Raw genomic sequence first — 15,753 nt, 5'->3', positions numbered from 1 at the left:
GCTTCTTTTGCGCCGTTTCCTCGAGCACCCGCCCCTCACCCCAGCCCTCTCCCCGGAGGGGAGAGGGAGTAAAAGCTACGCGCCGACCCTGCGCCGCACTGCATCGATATCACGCACCGGCCGTACCTCGATGCGCCCTGTGCGAGCCCACGGAAACTCCTTGGCGATACGCACCGCCTCGTCCATATCCGCCGCTTCGATCAGGTTGAAACCGCCGAGATATTCCTTGGCTTCAGCGAATGGCCCGTCGATGATGCTCATCTTGTCGTCGCGCACGCGCAGCGACTTTGTTTCCTTGGGTGACTCCAGCTGCATGGAGTCGAGCAGATAGCCTTGCTCACGCAGAGCGTCGGCCTTGACGAAGCAACCATGCATGATGGTGTCCAGCTCGCCAGCTGGCAGAGCGTCCAGCAGGGTGTCGTCGTTGTAGATCATGACCAGAAATTTCATACGGCCTCCCATGGCGGACTGGTGTGATCGCGCCCGACATGATGCCGGGAAATGTGCGACAGATACACGCCCAGCCATGCCTCGGCTTTCGCTGCGACCACCCAGGCCATGAAAACTCACGTGGCTCAACAGGCGTGGGCATATCCTGCGCCGCACCAATCTGCCTGCGCCTGAGACTCACAAGCACGGCAAGAGCACCATTCGTGAACCGGAGATGCGCTCCGCAGCGAGCCTGGGCACGGGCTTTGCGCCCTACGGATTCCTGCGGAGGCATCACACTGATACCTTCTTGGGCTGGCGGTATGCCCCTTGCCTTGCGCCAGCGGGTCCCGCGACGGTTTTGAATTCAGGACTTACACTCGCCGATATGCTCAAAATCGACACGCACGCCCACATCCTTCCGCGCGACTGGCCCAACCTGGCGGCCAAGTTCGGCGATGAGCGCTTCCCGGTGATGATTCACAACGACGGGCGCCACCGCATCTACAAGGACGGCAAGTTCTTCCGGGAGGTGTGGGAGTCGGCGTTCGACGCCGAGCAGCGCATCGCCGACTACGCGCGATTCGGCGTCGATGTGCAGGTGGTTTCCACCGTGCCGGTGCTGTTTTCGTACTGGGCGCCGGGCTATCAGGCGCTGGAGCTGCATCGTCACCTGAACGACCAGACCGCCCTGCTCTGCAACAACTACCCGCGCCACTACGCGGGCATTGGCACCGTGCCGCTGCAGTCGCCCGAGCTGGCCATTCGCGAACTGGAGCGCTGCATCGACGAGCTGGGCCTGCAGGGCGTACAGGTCGGCTCGCACTGCAACGACTGGAATCTGGACGCGCCGGAGCTGTTCCCGTTCTTCGAGGCGGCGGCTGACCTCGGCGCGGCGGTGATGGTGCACCCGTGGGACATGATGGGCGCTGCCAGCATGCCCAAGTACTGGCTACCCTGGCTGGTGGGCATGCCGGCCGAGCAGTCGCGCGCGGCCTGTTGCCTGGTCTTTGGCGGCGTACTGGAACGCCTGCCCAAGTTGCGCGTGATGCTGGCGCACGGTGGCGGCAGCTTTCCTTGGAGCATCGGCCGCATCGAGCACGGTTTCCGCATGCGGCCGGATCTGGTGGCCACTGACAACCCCCGTAATCCACGCGAGTATCTCCAGCGGCTCTACTTCGACTCCTGCGTGCACGACCCGCACGCCCTGCGCTATCTCCTGGATGTGACAGGCGTCGACCGCGTCATGCTGGGGACCGACTATCCTTTCCCGCTGGGGGAACAGCATCCGGGGAGTGGCATCGAGGCGCTAGGCCTGGATGATGCCAACCGCGCGCGGCTCTTCCACGGCACCGCCCTGGAATGGCTGGGGCTGCCCCGACAACGTTTTGAACCTAACGCCCTCTCACAGGAGCAGGCATGAGCTTCTTCCGCAACATGGTTTTTGCCAGCGCCCTGGCCGTCGTTGGCGCAGCCCACGCTACAGACATCAGCATGGCCGGCGGCAGCGTCAGCTTCAGTACGCCCGACCAGTGGATGGGCATCATGGAAACCCAGGGCGACCCTGAAGTACGCGTGTTTCAGGTGCCCGACCCCTCACCCGGCGGCAATAACAACCTGGCCCGCGTCACCGTGACGGTGAAGCAGGTGCCTGACGTCAACGCCTTCCAGCAGTACGTATCCGGCGCCATGAGCAAGGCCAAGGCACTGACCGGCTACCAGCCAGGCAACGGTGGCGCAGCAGACAACTTCGTCTACACCGCGCAAGAAAACGGTGCGCAGTTCAGCTACAGCGAGCGCTACTGGTTCAAGGACAGCCACGCCATCCAGCTGCGCTGTGTGCGCCCGGCGCAGAGCCAGGCCGGCGCCACCTGGAAGGCCGCGTTCGACAAGGGTTGCGACGCCATCGCCGCTCGCCTGAAGTAAGCCGAACTTTCTGCGACGTGCTGGTTAACGGCACGTCGCATCTGCAAGAGATTCCCTGATGTCCGCTCCGTACGAAGCCACCCTCGCCTGGGCGCAGGCCCAGGACGCCGCCGATCCGCTACGCAGTTTCCGCGACGAGTTTCTGATCCCGCCCCATGAGGGGCACGACAGTCACTACTTCTGCGGCAACTCGCTGGGTCTGCAGCCGCGCGCGGTGCGGCCCGCGCTCAGCGCCGAGCTGGACTATTGGGGCGAACTGGGTGTGGAAGGCCATTTCAAGGGCCGCCTGCCGTGGATGGACTACCACGAGTTCGTGCGTGACGACCTCGCCACCGTCGTGGGCGCGCAGCCGCACGAAGTGGTGGCCATGAACACGTTGGGCGTGAACCTGCACCTGATGATGGTGAGCTTCTACCGCCCCACGCCGGAGCGGCACGCCATTCTCATTGAAGCCGGCGCGTTCCCTACTGACCGCTACGCCGTCGAGTCGCAAATCCGCTTCCATGGCTACGACCCGGCCACCGCGCTGATCGAACTGGAAGGCGACGAAGCGAATGGCCTCATCTCCATGGAAGCGATCGAGCGCGTGCTTGCCGAGCATGGGTCGCGCATCGCGTTTGTGATGCTGCCGGGTATTCAGTACCGCACCGGTCAGGCGTTTGATCTTGCCGCGATTACGCGCCTGGCCAGTCGCCACGGCTGCATGGTCGGTTTCGATCTCGCGCACGCGGTGGGCAATCTGCCGCTGCAGTTGCACGACAGCGGCGCCGACTTCGCCATCTGGTGCAGCTACAAATACCTCAACAGCGGCCCCGGTGCGGTGGGCGGCGCGTTCGTGCACGAGCGCCACGCACGCACTACACTGCCACGCTTCGCCGGCTGGTGGGGGCACGATAAGACCTCGCGCTTCCAGATGGGCCCCGAGTTTGTGCCCACCTATGGCGCCGACGGCTGGCAGCTGAGCAACCCGCCGATTCTCGCCCTCGCCCCGCTGCGCGTATCGCTGGAAATTTTCCGTCGCGCGGGCATGCAGCCTCTGCGTGAAAAGTCGCTGCGCCTTACGGGTTATCTGGAGTGGCTGGTACACAGCCAGCTGCATGACGTGCTGGAAGTGGTGACGCCAAGCGATCCCTCGCGTCGCGGCAGTCAGCTTTCCATCCGTGTGCTGGGTGGCCGCGAACGCGGGCGCTCGTTGTTCGAATACCTGATGGAGCAAGGCATCATTGGCGACTGGCGCGAGCCCGATGTGATCCGCATTTCGCCGACGCCTTTGTACAACCGCTTTGCCGATTGCCTGGCGTTTGTCGAAGCCACCCGCCACTGGGCACAGCGGGGCTGATCAGACAACAGCCACCCGCACCGAACCATGGCTCTCTGCAGGAGCGCACTTGTGCGCTCCTGCAGGTGCATAGGTCAGCCGATTCGGCTCTCCGGGTGACGCACCTGTCCTTCTCCGCGCACCACGAATCGTTCCACGGTCAGCGACTCCGCTCCCATGGGGCCATAGGCATGCAGGCGCGTCGTCGAAATACCAATCTCCGCGCCCAGCCCAAGCTGTCCACCGTCGGAAAAACGCGACGACGCGTTGACCATCACCACCGCGGAACGCAGCGACTGCACGAACGTTGCGGCGGCTGCGTCGTCATTGGTGGCTATCACTTCGGTATGGTCTGAACTGAAGCGGCGGATATGGGCGATAGCCTCGTCGAGACTATCCACGACGCGCACCGCAATGATCAGATCAAGAAATTCGGCGGCATAGTCATCCTCCGTCGCAGCGCGTGCTGCCGGCACGAGCGCTTGCGTGGCGGCGTCGCCGAGCAACGTCGTGCCCCGTTCATGCAGTGCTTGCGCGGCACGCGGCAGAAAATCTTTCGCCACGTCGCGATGGACTAACAGCGTCTCCAGTGCATTGCACACACCCGGGCGGGAAGTTTTGCCATCGATCAACAGATTCAGAGCAAGCGCGAGGTCGGCGGAGCGGTCCACGTAAAGGTGGCACACACCCTGGTAGTGTTTGATGACCGGTACGCGAGCGTGCTCGGTGACAAACCGGATCAGGCCTGCGCCACCCCGTGGAATGGCCAGATCCACAATGTCGCTCAGCTGCAGCAGTTCGATCATCGTCTCCCGGCTGAGATCCTCGACCAATGTCACTGCTGCCTCGGGTATGTCATGAGCACGCAGCGCCTCGTGCAGCGCAGCCGCAATCGCCCGGTTGGAATGAATCGCCTCCGAACCGCCGCGCAGGATCACCGCGTTGCCCGCCATCAGACACAACGCGGCTGCATCAGCGGTCACGTTGGGACGTGCTTCGTAGAACATCAGCACCACGCCGAGCGGGATGCGTACCCGTTCGATGGTAATGCCGTTGGGCCGCGTCTCGCGTCGCGTCACCACGCCGACGGGATCGGGTAATGCTGCAACCTCGCGCAGCGCCTGCGCGATACCAGCCACGCGCAATGCATCCAGACGCAGTCGATCCAGCATGGCGCCCTGCACGCCCTTGGCGGCGGCCTGCTGCATGTCCCGCGCGTTCGCGTCGAGAATGGCGGCGGTGCTTGCCTCGAGTGCAGTGGCCATACCCTGAAGCAAGGCGCGTTTGGCATTCGTATCGAGCGCGGCCAGCAGCGGCGCTGCATCGCGGCACATCAACGCCTGCGAACGGATGTCACTCATGCTCTTACCTCCTCGGTGATCTCCGTGTCACCCAGCGTGGTCAGGTCGTCCCGATGAACCACCTCGTCGCCATAGCTGTAGCCCAGTAACGGTTCGATCTCGCGGCTGTGTTGCCCGGCCAGGCGGCGCGACTCGTTAGCACCGTACTGGCAGATGCCACGCGCGACCGGCTTGTTCTGACCATCCACGATCTCGATCAGATCGCCACGATGAAACTCGCCGCTGACCTGCACGATGCCGCCCGGCAACAGCGATGCGCGGCCGCCAGCCAGCGCCCTCGCCGCGCCCGCATCCACATGGATACGCCCCGGCGCCGCCGGCGCGTGCCGCAACCAGTACTTGCGTGCCTGCATGCGCGTTCGCGCTGCATCGATCAGGGTGCCCTGCAGGCGATCGCGCGCCAGTCCCTCCACCGTGGCACTGTCCCTGCCGTTGAACAACGCCGTAGGAATACCGGCCGCCGCCGCTTTGGCAGCGGCCTCCAGCTTGGTACGCATACCGCCTGTACCCACGGCGCTGCCGCTACCGCCAGCCATGGCCAGCACCTCGGGCGTCAGCGCTGTGACGTGGGCGATGGGGACCGCGGACGTATCACGACGGGGATCGGCGCTGTACAGCGCGTCGATGTCCGACGCGATCAACAGCAGATCCGCGTCAACCAGCGCAGCCACAATGGCCGCCAGATTGTCATTGTCACCGAGCTTGAGCTCGTCCACGGCTACCGTGTCGTTCTCATTCACCACCGGCAGCACATCGAGCGCCAATAACTCACGCAGGGTAGCGCGCGCATTCAAGTAGCGCCGGCGATTGCGCAGGTCATCGTGGGTCAGCAGCACCTGCGCCACCGGGCGCGGGCTCAACGACTGCCAGAGCGCGATCATCGGCGCCTGACCCAGCGCCGCCAGAGCTTGCCGGGCCGCAATATCGCTGCCCGAAGGCGCATGCACCCTCAGCTGTGCCCGCCCCGCAGCCACCGCACCCGACGACACCAGCACCACTTGCCGCCCGGCGTGACGACTGCTTTCAATGAAGCGCGCCAGCGCTTCTGCATGGCGTGCCGTCAGGCCACCACCATCGGCAGCAAGCAGGTTGCTGCCCACCTTGAGGACGGCACGCCGCCACGACGGCAGCGTTTGCACGGGTATGTCGTGACCAGGCCGCTCGCTCATCAGCGCACCTCTAAAGGTGCATCGATGCGGTCGCCATGGCTGCGAGGCGAGGACACGACCAGCATGCGAACATCGCCGGGGCCCTCGTTGCGGGCCTGATGGGCTTGTTCCGGCGCCACGTGCAAGCCATGCCCAGCGGGCAAGCGATGGGTTACACCATCCAGCTCCAGCGTGAGCTGGCCTTCGAGCACATAAAAGAACTGCCTGGATCGCGCATGGCGGTGCCGGACCTCCCATGCGCCCGGCGGCATGCGCTCCTCGATTACGCTCAGGTCGTCACCGGCCAGCAAATGCCAGCCGTCGCAACCCTGACCCCATGAGTAATGTTCGGCATTCCCCGTACTGACGGTCCCCATGCCCTTTCCCGTTTAGCCGTCCAGACGGCTGAGTCTATCGCGCAATGCATCCAGGCGCAGGTCATACCCGGAACCAGGGGATACGCGAGCCGCCAGACTCGCCTCGGGCGTACGCCCCTCGCCGGCCGAGGCAGCAGCATCCGCCGCGGCACGGTAGGCATCACGGAACGGCACGCCCGCCGCCGCCTGCTCAATGGCAACATCAGTGGCGTACATGGCCGGCTCGATGGCGGCGCGCATGACCGGCTCGTTCCATGCCATGCGTGCCAACAAGTCAGGCACCAGCTCAAGCGCAGCCAGGCCGTGACGGACGCCGTGGAACAACGAACCCTTGGAGAACTGCAGATCGCGCTGATAGCCGGACGGCAGCGACAGCAGCTGCTCGATCTCGGTTCGCGCCGCGGCCACGCTGGCATAGCTGGCACGCAGCAACTCCACCACATCCGGATTGCGCTTGTTCGGCATGATCGAACTGCCGGTGGTGTATTCGGACGGCAGCTTTACGAAGTTGAACTCCGCCGTGGTGAACAGCGAGAGATCCCACGCCAGACGCCGCACATCCAGCAAGGCACCCGCGATGGCTTCAAGCACCGCCATCTCGAACTTGCCGCGCGACAGCTGCGCATAAATCGGTGACACCTGCATGCGGGAAAAGCCCAGCGCCCGCGTGGTGTGCTCGCGATCGAGCTTGAGGTTCACGCCATAGCCCGCGGCGGTACCCAGCGGATTGGCGTCGATCAGCAGCGCCGTCTGCTTCGCACGCAGCGCGTTGTCGATAAAGCCTTCGGCAAAACCGGCAAACCACATGCCCGTGGACGACACCACGGCACGCTGAATGTGCGTATAGCCCGGCAGCGGAATCGCCGGTTGGGCCGCGCGGTCGAGGCAAACCCCGGCAATGGCACGGCAATGCTGCTCGAGTGCCGCCAGCTTTTCCTTCAGCCACAGACGCGTGGCGACCAGGATCTGGTCGTTGCGGCTACGCCCCGTATGCACGCGGCGGCCCGCATCGCCCAGACGCTCGGTCAGGCGCGCCTCGATGGCCGAATGGCCGTCTTCGTAGCGATCATCCAGCACGAAGCTGCCGGCACGGAAATCCTCTGCCAGCACATCGAGCTCGCGCTTCAGCGCCGCCGCTTCCTCGGCACTCACCACACCGATGTTGGCCAGACCTTCCACATGGGCTTTGCTGGCGGTGATGTCGTGCAGGAAGAACTCGCGATCCAGCACCACGTCGTCGCCGGCAAGGAACTGCATGATGCGGGCGTCGATCTTGATATTGGATTTCTGCCAGAGGGGCTGAGTCATAGAAAGATCCTTCAGAAAAGAGGAAACAGAAGTGAGTTGTGAGAGAAAGCAGCGTCGAGGTTCCCCCTCTCACTTCTCACTCCTCGTCACTCATTCCTCGCTCTTAAACGGGAATGGCGGTGTATTCATCCACGCCGATGGCGCGATTGATGTTCTGCATGGCCTGCGTCGCGGCACCTTTCAGCAGGTTGTCCAGCGTCGCCACGATCACCACACGCTTGCCGTCGTTCGAGACGGCGAAACCACCAATGTCCACGTGGTGCTTGTGGGCGACATGGCTTACCCACGGCGCCTCGTCGACCACATGCACCAGCTTCTCGCCTTCGTACGCAGCATTAAAGCGATTGACGATGTCCTCACGCTTCACCTGGCGGGCCAGATACAGGTTGGTGGTGACCGTAAGGCCACGGAAGTGCGGCGCCACGTGGGGAATGAACTCCACCGGCACATTGAGGTGACGGCTCGCCTCCTTCTCGTGCATGTGGCCGGTGAGCGAGTACGGCATCAGGTTGTCGCGCAGCTTCTCCGGATCGTTCTTGTCGGAAGGCGTGGTGCCGGCACCGGAATAGCCCGACACACCGAAGCTCACCGGCGGCGCCGCCAGCAGATCCTTCAGCGGTGCAATCGACAACTGGATCGCCGTGGCGTAGCAACCGGGGTTGCTGATGCGCTTCTCGCCACGCCAGCGCGCGCGAGTCAACTCCGGCAGTCCGTAGTACCACTTCTCGTTGAAGCGGTAGTCGGCCGACAGATCGACTATGAGAGTCTCCGGCTTCGCCTTGTCGATGGCTTCGACGTAGGGCGCAGCCTTGCCATTGGGTAGTGCGAGCACCACGACATCGGCGCCTTGCGCGGCCACCGCCTCGGGATCGAGATTGGCGTAGCGCAGTTCACCATGGAACCCCTCCACGTGATCGGCCACGCGCTGGCCATCCAGCTCACGCGAAGAGACAAACGCCAATTCCAGCGCGGGATGCGCAGCCACCAGCCTGATAAGTTCGGCGCCCGTATGCCCGCGGGCACCTACGATGCCGATGCGATGTTTGATCGTGCTCATGATTCAGTCCACCAAAGTCGGCAGTCGCTGGGCGCAGTGCGCGACGCAAGCTGCGATCGTGTCGAAGTCGTCGATGCCATACCAGAACACTTTCCAGCGCGGCTGCTTCAGGCAGCCATCCGATTCGGCGTAATAGAAATGGTTGACGGCGTTGCCGTGACGCGACCGCCAGAACAGCTGCGGGTTTTCTTCGCGCATCACCTGCCACACGGCGCGACCGAGGCCTTCGCCCTGCGCATCGTCCAGCACGGCAAACTTGTCGAGATACGGCAGGCCGTTTTCCATGGTGAGAATCATCGCGGTGCGATAGTTCTCGCTCACATACACGCGGAACGGCTTGGTGTGTTCAAAGTAGTCCGGCACCAGCGCGCGGCCAAAGCTCGATTCGATGAGGGAGCGCATGCGCTCCAGATCAATGCCTTCCCACGACTCAAAGCGCTTCACCTTCTCGCCGCGACGCACCAGCGTGCCGGAACCCTTGTGGGTGAACAGCTCTTTGGCCAACTCGGACGGCTTGGTGATGGACACCGAGGACGTCAGCGGCAGGTCGTTCAACAGATCAGCGATCTGCTCGATCTTCAGACGCATGCCACCGTTGATCCACGGCTGCGACATCAGATGTTCAAATTCGGTGCTGAGGTTGATCGAGTCGATGATCTTGCCCTGATCATCCAGCAGGCCACCGGTACCCGTCAGGAACACGATCTTGTACGGCTGCAGCACGCGCACGAGCTCGTTGGCCGCAAAATCGGCATTGACGTTGAGGATCTGCCCCTCTTCCGTTTCACCCAGACTGGCGATCACCGGAATGGAACCCGCGCGCAGGCTGGCCTCGATCGGCGCGAGGTTGATCTCGCTCACCTTGCCGACCAGTCCATAAACATCGCGATCGATATAGCTGGCCGTGAACACGCCCGATGGCACCGAAGTAGCGCGCGTATCCATGGTCTGCAATGCCTCGACCAGGCGCAGGTTTTGCTCCTGGAACACCTTGCGCACGATAGAAAGCGCCTTCGGTGTAGTGACGCGCAGGCCGTTCACCGTGTGCTTCTCGATGCCCGCCGCCGACAGCTCTTCATCGAGCTGTGGGCCGGCACCGTGCAGGACGATCGGCGTCAAGCCCACCTGCTGCAGAAACGTCAGCGACGAGGTGAGCGCGGGCAGGTCGTCGCGCAGCACCGCGCCGCCTACCTTTACCACGGCGAAGCGCTTGGCATCCAACTGGGAAAAGCGCTTGAGGTACTGCTGGATTTCCTTCGCGCTGCCCATGCTCGACAGCAGGCGCACGATGGTTTTCCGGGTGTGCTTGTGAGCTTCCACGTTTACTTGCTCTTATCGATGATGCGGTAAATGGTTTCGGCGTAGTGCTTGAGCTGATCGAGTGCAACCCACTCATCCGCGGTGTGCGCCTGGGCGATGTCGCCGGGGCCATAGACGAAGCAGATATAGCCTGCGGCGGAGAACAGCGCGGCCTCCGTCCAGAAGTCCACGGCGTTGCCAATCGGGATATTCAACTCGTCTGCCAGATCGCGCGCCGCCAGACGGCGAACCTCTGCCGTGGCGGTGTCACCCGCCGGCAGCGAATCGCCGCGGAACAGTTCGTCGAATGCGACCGGCTGCGGGTCGACCAGCGTGCGGAAAGTTTGCAGCATCTGATCCGGCGCCATGGTGGGCAAAGGACGGAAGCCGAAGCGCACCTCCGCCGATGGCGCGATCATGTTGGCCTTGATGCCGCCTTCCACCTTACCTATGTTGAAACGCAGCCCGGTGAGGCCACCGAAGCGCTCGTGCGATTGCTTCTCGACGAAATCGAGCGCGGCAGCGCCCCAGCGCACGGCCTGATGCACCGCGCTATCGCTGGGCTTCTGCTCGCCCGACGCATGGCCCGCACTACCTTTGAAGCGCATCTGCACCGAATGGATGCCGCGATGCGCCAGCACCGCCTCGCCCTTGGTCGGCTCGGCCACGATCACGGCGTCATAGGCGGGCTTGTCCTTGAGGAAGCCAGCGATGCAGCGCGGGTCGTTGGCCTCTTCGTCGGTGGAAAGCAACAGCGCCATGTCGCCATGGGTCACGTTGGCCACTGCGACGAGCGCAGCAGCAGCGCCCTTGATATCGCAGGCACCCAGGCCGATCGCACGGTCTTCCGTGATCCGCAGCTCATGCGGGTTGGCCGTCCAGTGCGGCGAATCGGGCACGGTGTCCATGTGCACGTTGAACAGCACTTTCGGCTGGCCGCGCACGGCGTAAAGCGTCACGGCGCCGGCGCCGTAGTCAGTCACGGTGACATCGAAGCCTGGCAGGTTCTCCCGCAGGTAATCGAAGATGCCGCCGGTACCGATTTCGCGCGGCGGATTGCGCGTGTCATAGCTGACCAGCGCGCGAAGATGTCGGAGGGTATCGTCCAGTAGTGCGCTCATGCGATCCGTCTGGTGAATGGGTTGACTCAGGGATTCCCTTGACGTCGTTCCCGCGAAGGCGGAAATCCAGTGCTTTTTGCCTCGCGGATGCGAAAGTCACTGGATCCCGTCCTACGCAGGGATGACAAATCAGCGGTTAACTTCAGCCCACAGCGTGCTGCTCATACCGAACAGCTTGATGAAGCCCTCAGCCTCAGCCACACCCCAGTCGGCCGACTGCGCGTAGGTCGCGCCCTTGGCGTTGAGGATGTGCGGCGAACGCACTTCCACCGCCGTGACCTGCGCGCCGGAAGTTTCCAGCACCACCTCGCCGTTGACGCAGGCCTGGCTGGAAGCGAGGAACGCTTCGAGATCGGTCTTGATCGGATCGTGATAGAAACCCTCGTACACCACTTCCACCCACTTGCGCGCCACATCCGGCTTGAAGCGGTTCTGCTGCTTGGTCAGCACGGCCTCTTCCAGCGCACGGTGCGCGGCGAGCAGGGAAATCAGACCCGGCGCTTCGTACACGATGCGGCCCTTCAGGCCGATGGTGGTGTCGCCGGTATACATGCCACGGCCCACGCCGTACGGCGCAAACAGCTCGTTGAGTTTGGCCAGCAGCTTGGCGCCCGGCATCTTTTGCCCGTTGAGCGACACCGCCTCGCCCTTCTCGAAGCCAAGGGTGACCGACAGCTTTTCGGACGGCCATTCAGCACGCGGCTTGCACCAGCCACGCGCGCCCTCGCCCGGCGTCTTCCAGTGGTCGATCTCGCCACCGGACAGGGTCACGCCCAGCAGGTTCTCGTTGATGGTGTAGCTCTTCTGCTTGGCGCGGACTTCGAAGCCACGCTCTTCCAGATAGGCCTGCTCATAGGCGCGCGTCTGGGTGTGCTCCTTCTGAATCTCGCGGATCGGTGCCACGATCTCGTAGTCGCCCAGCGCCTTCACCGCCAGATCAAAGCGGACCTGATCGTTACCCATGCCGGTGCAACCGTGGGCGATGGCCTTGGTGCCCAGCTCCTTGGCGCGCGCAATGGCGGCGTCCACGATGAGGTAGCGGTCGGACACCAGCAACGGGTACTGGCCCTGGTAGGCCTCACCGGCATGCACGAACGGCTTGACGAAGCCTTCCCAGATCGCCGGGCCACCATCGACGGTGACATGGCTGGCCACGCCCAGCTCCTTGGCGCGCTGTTCGATATAGGCGCGCTCCTCGGCATCCACGCCGCCGGTATCGGCAAAGACGGTGTGCACGGCCCAGCCGCGCTCTTTGAGGTAGGGCACGCAGAAGCTGGTGTCGAGGCCACCGGAGAAGGCGAGAACGATATCTTTGCTCATGACTTGCAGATCCTGGAATGGATGGCTAAACGGATAAATGACTAGATGGATTCAATCACGATACGCGGCTCACAGCGCACCGGAAAGTTCACAGAATTGGCGATGAAACAGGCGTGATGTGCCGGATCGTGCGCAGCCTCGGCCTTGGCGGGGTCGCTGTCCGCCGTGATGGTCACCACCGGATGTAGTACCACCTCGGTGAACCGGCCGCCGTGCACGGTGGTTTCCATGGTGCCTTCGGCGTTGTCGGTGTATGCCGTCACCACCACGCCGGCGAGCACTGCCTGATGCAGGTAGGACAGCATGTGGCAGGTGGACAGCGCCGTCACCAGCATGTCTTCCGGGTTGTATTTGCTGGCGTCGCCACGAAACGACGGATCGGACGAGCCTTCGATCATCGGCTTTCCAGCAATGCGGATCTCATGCCCGCGACCATAGCCCTGATAGGTCTTGGTGCCGGTGCCCTGATTGCCCGTCCAGGTGACATCGACCTTGTAATGATGCTGATGCGTATGGCTCACGACCGGCCCCTTTCTTCTCGTGACATGAGATCGGCCAGCTCCGCATCGCCGCGACCGGCGCGCTCACGCAGCCCGGCGAGGACGCCCGCACGATTGGCGGCGGGATGGTTCTGGCTCAGCTTGAACTTGCCTTCGATGCGGTCGATGGAGATCTCCAGGCCCACGATGGCCCGCAGCATCTTTTCGACGTGGTCTTCCGGCGCATCGGACACGCGCCACGGCACCGGCTGGCCGGCTTCATGCCGATCGGTGAGGCGACCGAGGAGCTGGCGCAACCAGCCGGCGTCCTGCGTCGTGCGCAAGCGGCCATGCACGTGCACCACCGCGTAATTCCAGGTGGGTACTTCCCGATGAGTTTCCTGCTTGCTCGGGTACCAGTTCGGGCTCACATAGCCGTCCGGACCGCGAAATATCACCAACACCTCGGCACCGTCCATACCCGACAGCTCGTTGCCACGAGCGACGTGACCATGGAGTGCTCCGTCAACCAGTTCGAACGGAAGGTGATTGGCCGCCAGGCCGCCCTCCCCGTTCGTCACCACGGTGGCGAACGGGTACGCGCGCATCAGCGCGTGCAGCTTGGCGCTGTCGGCTTCCTTAAAATGCGCGGGCTGATACATATCAGCGCTGGCCGATCAGCGAAGCCATCACCGCCTTCTGCACGTGCAGGCGGTTTTCCGCTTCATCGATGGCGATGCAGGCGGGCGAGTCCATCACCGCATCCGTAGCCTTCACATTGCGGCGCAGCGGCAGGCAGTGACTGAAGAGACCGTTGTTGGTCAACGCCATCTTCGCCTCATCGACGATGAAGTGCTTGTTCGCGTCGCGGATGGGCTTTTCCTGATCCCAGCGGCCGAAGAACGGCAGCGCACCCCAGCTCTTGGCGTACACCACATCGGCGCCAGTGTAGGCTTCCTCGATGTTGTGACTGATCTTGAGCGAACCGCCATTTTCCTTGGCGTTCTGATAGCCGTATGCCATGTAGCGCTCATCCAGCACGTAGTCTGGCGTGGGGCAAAGAAGCGTCACATCCATGCCCATCTTGGTGGCGATGAGCAGCGCGGAGTTGGCCACCGCCGTGTTGAGCGGCTTGGGGTGGTACGTCCAGGTGAGCACGTACTTCTTGTTTTGCAGGTTGCCCAGGTGTTCCTTGAGCGCCAGCGCGTGCGCCAGCTCCTGGCATGGATGGGTGATGGTTTCCATGTTGATCACCGGCACCGTGGCGTACTTGGCGAACGCCTTGATGACGTTGTCCTCACGATCCACGGCCCAGTCCTGGAACTTGGGGAAGGCGCGCACGGCTATCAGGTCCACATAGCGCGAGAGCACACGCGCGACTTCAGCAATGTGCTCTTCCGTATCGCCGTCCATTACGGTGCCGACGTCAAACTCGATCGGCCATGCGTCCTTGCCCGGCGCCAGCACGACGGCATGGCCACCCAAATGGAACGTACCCAGCTCGAAACTGGTGCGCGTACGCATCGACGGGTTGAAGAACATCAGCGCCACCGACTTGCCGGCCAGCTGCTGGCCGCGCGGGGAGCGCTTGAAGGCGGCGGCTTGCTCGAGCAGCGCGTCGATCTCGGCGCGGCTGTAATCCTGGGTGGTCAGAAAGTGGCGAAGCGTCATGTTGGTGGATGCCCTTGTCGAATCGTCGAAATCCGGAAACAAAAAAACCCGGCTATAGGCCGGGTTTTGTCGTCGATACACATTAAACGCGTGCGACAGCCTACCCGGCCGAATGTCGGACCAGCGGTCGGCGAGCACGCGACGTCATGCCAGCGGCCATGCGGGCGCTGGTAAGGACAGTGGCGGTATAGACGGCTGCGGACATGAAAGTTCCGGATGGTTGAACGCGCATCATGACGGGATTTTCGCTGCCATGCAACAACGGTAGTCTCGGTTGCCCGCGCCAGACAACAGATCGCCGCCCGGAGGCGGCGATCTCATGGTGTCTCAGTCGGCGGGAGAAACGCTGACCCGCACCCTCAGGCGCTCACCGGGGTCGTAGTTGAGGCGGGAGAGGTAGACCTCGCCGCGGTAGCGGTATTCCACGTCGTAACCCATGATGCGGCGCTGCTCGCTCACGGCGCTGACCTGACGACAATGGGTTTCGGTGGTTTCGTATTCGCCACCGCCCGACTGCGTCACGCCGTTGCCCACGGCGCCACCGGCGACCGCGCCGGCCACGGTGGCGGCGGTGCGGCCATTGCCCTTGCCGACGGTGCTGCCGAGCACGCCACCCACCACCGCGCCCAGGATGGTGCCGGCAGTCGACCCCTGGCTGGGAGTCTGACGCACCACTTGCTGGTCATAGCATTCCTGGCGGGGCACCTCGGTGCGCGCCACCCCGTACACCGGATCGACGCGCAGCACATCGGCCCACCCGTAATGGGTGTTGTCGTCGTTCTGATTCGGGTACCGCGCATCCTGCGCGAATACGCCGGTGGTCACTAAGGACAACACCAGCGCGGGGATCAACCACTTGGTCATTACGACCTCCGCTTGGGGTCAAACAGGTGCTTCTGTGCACCTCTAGCAGTCATTGCATCAAATTCACACTGAATC

General features: G+C 63.4%; 16 protein-coding genes. 3 read left to right on the top strand and 13 right to left on the bottom strand.

Annotated elements, in window-relative coordinates; genetic code table 11:
* Positions 1–75: 75 nt before the first annotated feature.
* Positions 76–450 carry a YciI family protein gene (locus OQE56_RS07690; RefSeq protein WP_267223111.1) on the bottom strand — a complete coding sequence of 125 codons (375 nt, stop codon included), beginning with the start codon at positions 448–450 and terminating at the stop codon, positions 76–78.
* Positions 451–817: 367 nt separating this feature from the next.
* On the opposite strand from OQE56_RS07690, the gene OQE56_RS07685 reads away from it, so the two are divergent.
* From OQE56_RS07685 to kynU, 3 genes are read left to right on the top strand one after another with little or no spacing between them, the layout of a single operon-like run.
* The gene (locus tag OQE56_RS07685; RefSeq protein WP_267223109.1) at positions 818–1,852 is read left to right on the top strand and encodes an amidohydrolase family protein; all 1,035 of its coding nucleotides are present in this window, start codon (positions 818–820) and stop codon (positions 1,850–1,852) included.
* Positions 1,849–2,355, top strand: coding sequence for a hypothetical protein (locus tag OQE56_RS07680; protein ID WP_267223107.1), 507 nt, complete (start codon positions 1,849–1,851; stop codon positions 2,353–2,355). The genes OQE56_RS07685 and OQE56_RS07680 overlap by 4 nt, the downstream gene beginning before the upstream one ends.
* 58 nt (positions 2,356–2,413) lie before the next feature.
* Positions 2,414–3,694: a kynureninase gene (gene kynU / locus OQE56_RS07675; RefSeq protein ID WP_267223105.1), complete on the top strand. Its 1,281-nt coding sequence runs from the start codon at positions 2,414–2,416 to the stop codon at positions 3,692–3,694.
* Positions 3,695–3,768: 74 nt separating this feature from the next.
* On the opposite strand, the gene OQE56_RS07670 is transcribed toward kynU, so the two are convergent.
* The 12 genes from OQE56_RS07670 to OQE56_RS07615 all read right to left on the bottom strand — a co-directional run bounded on the left by OQE56_RS07670 (position 3,769) and on the right by OQE56_RS07615 (position 15,678).
* The gene (locus OQE56_RS07670; RefSeq protein ID WP_267223103.1) at positions 3,769–5,034 is read right to left on the bottom strand and encodes a glutamate-5-semialdehyde dehydrogenase; all 1,266 of its coding nucleotides are present in this window, start codon (positions 5,032–5,034) and stop codon (positions 3,769–3,771) included.
* Positions 5,031–6,203: a glutamate 5-kinase gene (proB, locus tag OQE56_RS07665; protein WP_267223101.1), complete on the bottom strand. Its 1,173-nt coding sequence runs from the start codon at positions 6,201–6,203 to the stop codon at positions 5,031–5,033. The genes OQE56_RS07670 and proB overlap by 4 nt, the downstream gene beginning before the upstream one ends.
* Complete coding sequence (locus OQE56_RS07660) at positions 6,203–6,559, bottom strand: cupin domain-containing protein (RefSeq protein WP_267223100.1); 357 nt, start codon at positions 6,557–6,559, stop codon at positions 6,203–6,205. Before OQE56_RS07660 ends, proB begins: the two co-directional genes overlap by 1 nt.
* A 12-nt stretch (positions 6,560–6,571) precedes the next feature.
* Positions 6,572–7,867 carry an argininosuccinate lyase gene (gene argH, locus OQE56_RS07655; RefSeq protein WP_267223098.1) on the bottom strand — a complete coding sequence of 432 codons (1,296 nt, stop codon included), beginning with the start codon at positions 7,865–7,867 and terminating at the stop codon, positions 6,572–6,574.
* Between the two features lie 103 nt (positions 7,868–7,970).
* A complete protein-coding gene (gene argC, locus OQE56_RS07650) occupies positions 7,971–8,924 on the bottom strand; it encodes an N-acetyl-gamma-glutamyl-phosphate reductase (protein WP_267223096.1) in 954 nt (317 codons plus the stop codon).
* 3 nt (positions 8,925–8,927) lie between these two features.
* Positions 8,928–10,244 (bottom strand): acetylglutamate kinase, encoded by a 1,317-nt coding sequence (locus OQE56_RS07645; RefSeq protein WP_267223095.1) that lies wholly within the window; start codon positions 10,242–10,244, stop codon positions 8,928–8,930.
* Positions 10,245–10,246: 2 nt separating this feature from the next.
* A complete protein-coding gene (locus OQE56_RS07640) occupies positions 10,247–11,344 on the bottom strand; it encodes an acetylornithine deacetylase (protein ID WP_267223092.1) in 1,098 nt (365 codons plus the stop codon).
* Between the two features lie 129 nt (positions 11,345–11,473).
* Entirely contained in the window at positions 11,474–12,664 is a 1,191-nt protein-coding gene (locus OQE56_RS07635; protein ID WP_267223090.1) for an argininosuccinate synthase, read from the bottom strand.
* A gap of 41 nt (positions 12,665–12,705) precedes the next feature.
* The gene (locus OQE56_RS07630) at positions 12,706–13,185 is read right to left on the bottom strand and encodes an OsmC family protein (protein WP_267223088.1); all 480 of its coding nucleotides are present in this window, start codon (positions 13,183–13,185) and stop codon (positions 12,706–12,708) included.
* Positions 13,182–13,805 (bottom strand): FMN-binding negative transcriptional regulator, encoded by a 624-nt coding sequence (locus OQE56_RS07625; protein WP_267223086.1) that lies wholly within the window; start codon positions 13,803–13,805, stop codon positions 13,182–13,184. Before OQE56_RS07625 ends, OQE56_RS07630 begins: the two co-directional genes overlap by 4 nt.
* 1 nt (position 13,806) lies before the next feature.
* Positions 13,807–14,814, bottom strand: coding sequence for an N-acetylornithine carbamoyltransferase (locus OQE56_RS07620; RefSeq protein ID WP_267223083.1), 1,008 nt, complete (start codon positions 14,812–14,814; stop codon positions 13,807–13,809).
* Between the two features lie 327 nt (positions 14,815–15,141).
* On the bottom strand, positions 15,142–15,678 hold the full coding sequence (locus tag OQE56_RS07615; protein WP_267223081.1) for a glycine zipper 2TM domain-containing protein: 537 nt from the start codon (positions 15,676–15,678) through the stop codon (positions 15,142–15,144).
* Positions 15,679–15,753 lie beyond the last annotated feature (75 nt).

It is taken from the genome of Dyella silvae (assembly GCF_026421305.1).
In the GTDB taxonomy this organism is placed as follows: Bacteria; Pseudomonadota; Gammaproteobacteria; order Xanthomonadales; family Rhodanobacteraceae; genus Dyella; species Dyella silvae.
This window is presented reverse-complemented; position numbering and strand designations above follow the sequence as displayed.

Coding starts and splice junctions, on each gene's coding strand:
- OQE56_RS07690 (WP_267223111.1), bottom strand. CDS start 450: ATGAAATTTCTGGTCATGATCTACAACGACGACACCCTGCTGGACGCT.
- OQE56_RS07685 (WP_267223109.1), top strand. CDS start 818: ATGCTCAAAATCGACACGCACGCCCACATCCTTCCGCGCGACTGGCCC.
- OQE56_RS07680 (WP_267223107.1), top strand. CDS start 1,849: ATGAGCTTCTTCCGCAACATGGTTTTTGCCAGCGCCCTGGCCGTCGTT.
- kynU (WP_267223105.1), top strand. CDS start 2,414: ATGTCCGCTCCGTACGAAGCCACCCTCGCCTGGGCGCAGGCCCAGGAC.
- OQE56_RS07670 (WP_267223103.1), bottom strand. CDS start 5,034: ATGAGTGACATCCGTTCGCAGGCGTTGATGTGCCGCGATGCAGCGCCG.
- proB (WP_267223101.1), bottom strand. CDS start 6,203: ATGAGCGAGCGGCCTGGTCACGACATACCCGTGCAAACGCTGCCGTCG.
- OQE56_RS07660 (WP_267223100.1), bottom strand. CDS start 6,559: ATGGGGACCGTCAGTACGGGGAATGCCGAACATTACTCATGGGGTCAG.
- argH (WP_267223098.1), bottom strand. CDS start 7,867: ATGACTCAGCCCCTCTGGCAGAAATCCAATATCAAGATCGACGCCCGC.
- argC (WP_267223096.1), bottom strand. CDS start 8,924: ATGAGCACGATCAAACATCGCATCGGCATCGTAGGTGCCCGCGGGCAT.
- OQE56_RS07640 (WP_267223092.1), bottom strand. CDS start 11,344: ATGAGCGCACTACTGGACGATACCCTCCGACATCTTCGCGCGCTGGTC.
- OQE56_RS07635 (WP_267223090.1), bottom strand. CDS start 12,664: ATGAGCAAAGATATCGTTCTCGCCTTCTCCGGTGGCCTCGACACCAGC.
- OQE56_RS07625 (WP_267223086.1), bottom strand. CDS start 13,805: ATGTATCAGCCCGCGCATTTTAAGGAAGCCGACAGCGCCAAGCTGCAC.
- OQE56_RS07620 (WP_267223083.1), bottom strand. CDS start 14,814: ATGACGCTTCGCCACTTTCTGACCACCCAGGATTACAGCCGCGCCGAG.
- OQE56_RS07615 (WP_267223081.1), bottom strand. CDS start 15,678: ATGACCAAGTGGTTGATCCCCGCGCTGGTGTTGTCCTTAGTGACCACC.